5 protein-coding genes are annotated in these 6360 nt (G+C 40.8%); 2 read left to right on the top strand and 3 right to left on the bottom strand.

Annotated elements, in window-relative coordinates; all coding sequences use genetic code 11:
• A partial coding sequence (locus JUB15_RS19950) for an outer membrane beta-barrel family protein (RefSeq protein WP_207514400.1) occupies positions 1-1812 on the bottom strand: 1812 nt, incomplete at its 3' end.
• A gap of 387 nt (positions 1813-2199) precedes the next feature.
• A complete protein-coding gene (locus JUB15_RS19945) occupies positions 2200-3681 on the bottom strand; it encodes a hypothetical protein (RefSeq protein ID WP_207514399.1) in 1482 nt (493 codons plus the stop codon).
• A gap of 665 nt (positions 3682-4346) precedes the next feature.
• On the opposite strand from JUB15_RS19945, the gene JUB15_RS19940 reads away from it, so the two are divergent.
• Entirely contained in the window at positions 4347-4784 is a 438-nt protein-coding gene (locus JUB15_RS19940; protein WP_207514398.1) for a hypothetical protein, read from the top strand.
• Positions 4785-4844: 60 nt separating this feature from the next.
• Complete coding sequence (locus JUB15_RS19935) at positions 4845-5540, top strand: sigma-70 family RNA polymerase sigma factor (RefSeq protein ID WP_207514397.1); 696 nt, start codon at positions 4845-4847, stop codon at positions 5538-5540.
• Here the strand turns inward: JUB15_RS19935 and JUB15_RS19930 are convergent.
• Complete coding sequence (locus JUB15_RS19930; protein ID WP_207514396.1) at positions 5520-5783, bottom strand: hypothetical protein; 264 nt, start codon at positions 5781-5783, stop codon at positions 5520-5522. The genes JUB15_RS19935 and JUB15_RS19930 overlap by 21 nt on opposite strands.
• Positions 5784-6360: the final 577 nt, after the last annotated feature.

Genomic DNA, 6360 nt, shown 5'->3' with positions numbered 1-6360 from the left:
GAATTGCACTGGAAAGTGGCCCAATGACTCCGTTTTAGGTGGCCCTATATCCTCCGTTTTGACTGGCCCAGTATCCCCGTAATAGACAAGGTTCCAGAACGTAGGCCGGGTGATCCTTCTGCTATAGGAAAAACCGGCCGTATTGTCCTCGTCAATTTTATGTGTCAAAAAAAAGCTGGGAAACAATCTTCCATAATGCCTGTCTATAATATTCTTTTCTTTTTCTGTTCCCAGGTTCGAATTGGTATGTTCGAACCGCAAACCCATTTTTATCTTAGTTTTGTCACTCAGCCCCCAATTCAAAGATGAGTAAGCCGCAGAAATATTTTCATTCAACTGCCAGTTAGCGCTGAGCGCTTCATCGATAGTCCAGTCATTCAACAGCAGTCGGTCGATCCTCACTTCATTGGTAAAATGCGAAATAGTGACTTTAGCGCCCGCTTCCAATTGCAGTTTCTTATTCAAATTGCTGGTATAGTCAACTGCTGCTACCCAAAGATCAATAGGGGTGGTTTTACTACTCTTCATTTCTTCGTCTTTCAAAAAAGAGCCTTTATTGTCATAGTAACTGTTCGCATAATCGACCGGATTTACATCCTTGTAATGCATATAGTCAACGTTCACCAGCAGCTTGGTGCCTTCTTTATAAGTTTGCTGCAGGTTCACATTAATGTCATAATTCGAAGTCGCATGGAATTCATGCACAAATAGATCGACCAGCGTATCGGGTTGCCCGTTTGTAAAATTCATTGAGTTATTATCGGCATCCATGATCCAGCGGCGATTGTAGATAGTGATCAGCGTCCCAAGGATGGTTTTTTTATTGAGATCGTAATCAAAACCTATTTTGCCTTCATGGAAGTCTTCCATCGGCCACCTGTTCGATGTTGAATAGTTTTCCAGGAATTTACTTTGGTTGGTAACTGCATGGTAAAATGAAAAGAGTTGATTGCTGTGTTCTACGTTGTAGGAATAATCTCCATACAAATTGAACCGGTTCTTCCTGTGATTAAAATTGATGGACGCTATTCCAATGGCGCCTCTGCTGTAACCGCCTGTAAGTGAATAAGACCCGTTGGTGCCATATTGCGTATTTCCTTTTATAACGATATTGATATAGCCTGCATTGCCTTCTGCATCCAGGGAGGCGGGAGGTGTTGTGATGAGTTCAATTTTATCGATTTTATCGGCAGGCATGCCTTCCAGCATGGGTACCAGTGCCGATACCGGCATGCGTGTAAGTCTTCCATTCATCATCACCACCACGCCGTCCTTACCACTAATGGCAATAGAATTATTCTGCCGGTCGACGATTACACCGGGAGAACGTTCGAGTATGTCAAGCGCTGTAGAACCCGAAGCAGTGATATTTCCCGACACATTGATCACCAGCCGGTCGATCGTTTGCTCAATAAGTGGTTTGCGGGCAGCGATCGTAACACTGGATAATTTGTCTTCTTTTTGCGAAAGCCTTAATGGTGGCAATTCAATGTGATCGTTATTGACGACAAAAACAGTAGAAGATACCTGTTTGTAACCAATAAAAGTGGTGGTAACGAGGTAGCTGCCTCTGGCCACTTTGTCGAAGCTGAATCTTCCCTCCTGCGTTGTCATCATGCCTTTGATCAATGAGGAATCTGCCGATTTCAGTAACAGCACGCTGGCATTGGCCAGTGGTTCCCCATTGATATTTAATATCCGGCCCATTACCCTTGACTGGGCTGTAACGACATAACTTAGCAGGCAACAAAAAATAGTCATGGCAACACGCCTACCCAGGTTTTGTTTCAACACTAATAGATTGTAAGCCATAGCCTGGCGATTTACAGGGTTAACAAAAGGCGGCGTTAACAGAGAGTAAAAAATGGCTTCAATAAGGAAGGAACGCAAATAGACGGGTGCCCAAATGTATAAAAAAAGTCAGATGGGATTTAAGTAATGGAATAAATTGTTTTTTCAGGATAAGAAAGGGAGGGATCCGGTAGCTGGAGCCGGCTGGCAGCATCGTGGAGTTACCGGGTCGTCCCAAGTGCTATATTTAGGATTCTTCTACGGTCTATTCAACTGTTTTAATAATTTTTGCCGGAATACCACCCATAATGGTATTTGCTGACATCTTTAGCAACTACAGCGCCGGCAGCGACTATTGCGTTTTCGCCAATCGTTACGCCTGGGGTGGAGACGCTCATTGCCTGGTCATCATTCCACTGTTATCTTTTTCGCCAGATAATCCGGCAAGGTATTTACTGCTTTCTGTAATTTGACTTTGTTTTCCACCTGCCGCTCTTTGTTCTCCAGGTTATAGTTGTAATTCAGGAACAGGTAATAAAGTATTATTCTGTTATAATCATCCAATTGATTATCTGAGATCATTTGCAATATTTTTGTTTCTATCTCATCCGATTTATCAGTTTCAGCTAAGGCCCTTCCCAGTCGCCCGATATTTCCGTAATAATGATTATTAGCCGGATTTTCAATTCTTAAACTGATTCCCAGGAGCAGATCAGGCACATTAATGTCTAATACTTCCAATTCCCTGATGTAGGTTTTCCGCTGTCCCCAGGCATAGCTTCCATCACTTGCACGTTCAAATTTGTCATTCATTATGTCTAAATGCGAACGAAGAAAAATTTCCCAATTTGTTGTTTCTGCCGAAAGTATAGCTATGTTGAATGCGTGGATCCTTGGGCTATTGTCCATGCTACAACCACCTACAACTATCCGGTTCCTTTTAAGTTCAAGTGCCGCATTGGGAGAATAATAGCGCTCTACATATTCTTCAAATTCATCGTTTGTTCCTCCATTCGTTAAGGCATCTTTGACAGCATTTTGCAGCAGTGTATTGAATTTTTCATCTTTTTGCCTTATGCTATCTAAGCGAAGAATTCTTACAGAATCCCATAACTGATACTTTTGCCAGTAGATTTCCTGCTCTTTTTCATTCTGGCCTGACTGATATTCAGGCCGGTTAGTTGATTTATGGACATAGTCCATAAATTCTTTTAATATCGAAGAAGGACTACTGATATATCTGACCCCGCTTCTTCTGGCTTTATCGTAAAAGATCTGTGTGGAAGTATCAACCAGACAATCGGAGTACTGGATCATTTTTGCATAAGTAACAGGTATGGATGTATGAGTAAGTTCTTCTGTAAAATAAAAAGCTTTTATGGACTCCGCGGAATAATCGGTTTTTTTATAATACTTGTAGATCCATTTCCCCTTTAATGGTTTATCATAGTTGCCAATATTCTTTTCATACTCAAGTTCATGCCTGCCCTTGCTGCCAAGTTCAACGCTGCTGAACTCAACAATATCTTTGTCTTCATAGTCTTTATATTTAAACTTTACTATCAGCAATTCCTCTTCTTTTTCAGCGTTTGGATATTTTCTGATAAAGTCTTCGTATGGGATATTTGATTCAATGTCCTTTTTTGCCTCGTTAATTTTATCTTTCTTCAGCGAAACAAAATTGGCTTTTGCCTGCAGCTTAGATTGGTATACTTTGTTCAGATCACATACTTTGAATTTCAGGTTTAGCGAATCCACTATATGTTTTAGTTTCTTAATGGTGCTGTCAGGATAGATAAGTCCGGTGGCGGATTTATTAAATTCAGGGGTTTGGGAAATACAGGTTGGTCCGGAACCTAAAAAAAATAGCGCCAGTATGAATTGTCTCATAGTTACCAGTTTTTGAAGTTAGGGTTTATGTATGTTAGCAACAGGTTCCGGTTTTCCGGGGAACTGCTGCTGCTCTTATCCTGTGATGGTTGTCAATTAATTAAATATAAGGGTCATAATCAATACGATATGTGTTGTTAATGGTTGGGTTTCAATGGCGCCTTCCACTTATCTGTAGTTAGGATGCAGGAACCCCAAAAATTACATACAAAAAATGTTGATTTTCTGTAACCAACTTCATAACGTAACGTAAAATGCTCTTACTCTTCTCCGGGACCGAGCAGAGGCAGCGCTTACCCTTCTTCGCAAATCCTTCGCAAGTTCTTCGCAAATTTGCGAAGAAGCCTAAGAGAAATCTAAGAGAAGTCTAAAAGAAGTTGCGAAGAAATCCACCGCTTTTTATGAACATTTATTACGGTAGCTGGCACTCCCTCCTTGTTCTAGCGCGACAAAGACGTCAAAAAGGGATGTAAGTTGGTCTATGTTGGTCTAAGTTGGTAAACCGGGATAGCGGTTTGTTGGGCCGCTGTATGTTTGTCATGAAATCGGAACCAGTGGTAGTTGGCAACAGCAAATGGTTTTCAAATGGCATTTGTAACCTTTTGCACTTTCACCTGCTCTATTGTTCTGATGAGTTAATTTTTCAATTATCTAAAACAAATATTATGGAAACAGCAGTTATAACTTCACCAAGGGTGGAGCGCATTTACAGGCTTATGAAGCTTACTTATGGATTGGTGCCCATTGTAGCAGGATTAGATAAATTTACCAACCTGCTCACAGATTGGGAAAAATACCTAAATCCCACCATTGCACAAATGCTTCCCTTCAGCCCGCATACGTTTATGCTGATCGTCGGGGTGATAGAAGTTATTGCGGGACTAATTGTTCTTTCAAGACCAGCACTCGGAGCCTATATTGTAAGTGCGTGGCTTACTCTTATTGCTTTATCGCTTTTGGCTACCAAAGGATATCTTGACGTAGCGGTTCGCGATCTTGTTATGGCCATTGGCGCTTTTGCGCTTGCCCAATTAGCCCAGGCAGCGGGCACGTCAAAAGCGCAACAGGAGGCTAAGAGCAGCGTATCCTTCTCCAGGGGGTAGAGATCACATTACGCACGATTTGCTAACTTTGAATTACCGGTAGCATTAAACAGAATAACTATGTCACTAAAGGGGTCAGATAAGAGCGTTCAGCAATATACCGATATGGATGTTATTCAGCAGGTATTGGCAGGCAATACGGCCGTGTTTGAAATAATAATCCGCAGGTATAATCCTTATCTCTACAAAGTGGGAAGAAGTTATGGTTTTGACCACCAGGACACGGAAGATCTCATGCAGGAGACATTTATTCATAGTTATGTGAACCTTAAGCAATATGCCGCACGCGCTTCCTTTAAAACGTGGCTTATCAGGATCATGCTTAACCAATGCTATCGAAAGGTACACAAGTTCAGTTACCTCAAAGAAGAAACAGCAGCTATTTTACCCGACAATTCATCGTTTATGTTTTCATCCAACAATAGCAACACCAACGATGCAGTGCTCAGCAGAGAATTTAGTAAAGTTGTTGAAGCCTGCCTTCAACAACTTTCGCAAGAGTATAGAACGACATTTACGCTTCGGGAGCTCGCGGGCTTAAGCGTTGCAGAAACAGCAGAGTCGATGAACACCACTGAAAGTAACGTTAAGGTGAGGTTAAACAGGGCAAAAGCCATGCTTCGAAAAGAAATTGAAAAAACATATTCCGCTCAGGATATATACGAGTTTAACCTCGTTTACTGCGACCGCATAGTAAATGGTGTAATGAAACGGATAGAGGAATTGAAGATCAACTCATCCAAAGTGTCCGGCTGAATATACAGGTTTTCTTCCTGTTTCGTTTATCAGTTTACAAACAATATCAGTTATATACCAATCGCACGCACCACCTCCAGAAGCCGTACACCGCCATAGCCATCCTTTCAAACACATCTCTTCGCCACAATTACACCCGCTTGTCAAACCTGCATTATTTAATTCAGCCTCTGTAGCAGGCCTGGCATTATATTCAACGCCATCTTTTTCAATAATAATTTGTTTCACAATAATTTCGCTCATAAGGGTTTAGTTTATAGTTTATAATCATTTGTGTATTCCGAATGTAAGAAAAAGAAGGAATGAAAAGGCCCAGTGTCTTAACGGTTTTTTTATCTGTATTAATAAGTCGTTTGTGATAAAAACAACTACTGCATTATAAAGAAAGCTGAGGTGACATAAACAATTTAAACCAATTTAAAAAAGGGGTTTTAACGGTAATCTAGGTATTTGCTTTTCATTAAATTGTATAGGCGTTAAATTATCAGTAAGAAATCGGATAGCGGAAGAAAAGTACACATAATCGTTTTCAACCGAGATAAAAAGCTATTAAATATCTGCACTAATTATTGAACATTATAATGTGGTGCCTGGCCTGCTTTTGTCGCAGATGTAAGTATTGTATTAATTGCCCTTGTCAGACGACCCTGTAAAACAGTGCTCCTGCCGGTAAAGGCATAAGGCGATATCATCATTTTTTATTGTTAATACCCATTTATATGCCTATAAACCTAAAGACCCTGCTGCTTTTTTGCTTTTTGTTTCTTTTCTATTTCTCGCATAGTCAACAGGTTCAATTTGACGAAAACGGTAAATTGGT

This window comes from Longitalea luteola, from assembly GCF_017356035.1.
Classification (GTDB): domain Bacteria; phylum Bacteroidota; class Bacteroidia; order Chitinophagales; family Chitinophagaceae; genus Niastella; species Niastella luteola.
Note: the sequence above shows the minus strand (reverse complement) of the source record. Positions and strands in the feature narration are given on the sequence as shown.

What these genes read in the sequence shown, in the direction of transcription:
- JUB15_RS19945 (WP_207514399.1), bottom strand. Translation starts at nt 3,681, where the DNA reads ATGAGACAATTCATACTGGCGCTATTTTTTTTAGGTTCCGGACCAACC.
- JUB15_RS19940 (WP_207514398.1), top strand. Translation starts at nt 4,347, where the DNA reads ATGGAAACAGCAGTTATAACTTCACCAAGGGTGGAGCGCATTTACAGG.
- JUB15_RS19935 (WP_207514397.1), top strand. Translation starts at nt 4,845, where the DNA reads ATGTCACTAAAGGGGTCAGATAAGAGCGTTCAGCAATATACCGATATG.
- JUB15_RS19930 (WP_207514396.1), bottom strand. Translation starts at nt 5,783, where the DNA reads ATGAGCGAAATTATTGTGAAACAAATTATTATTGAAAAAGATGGCGTT.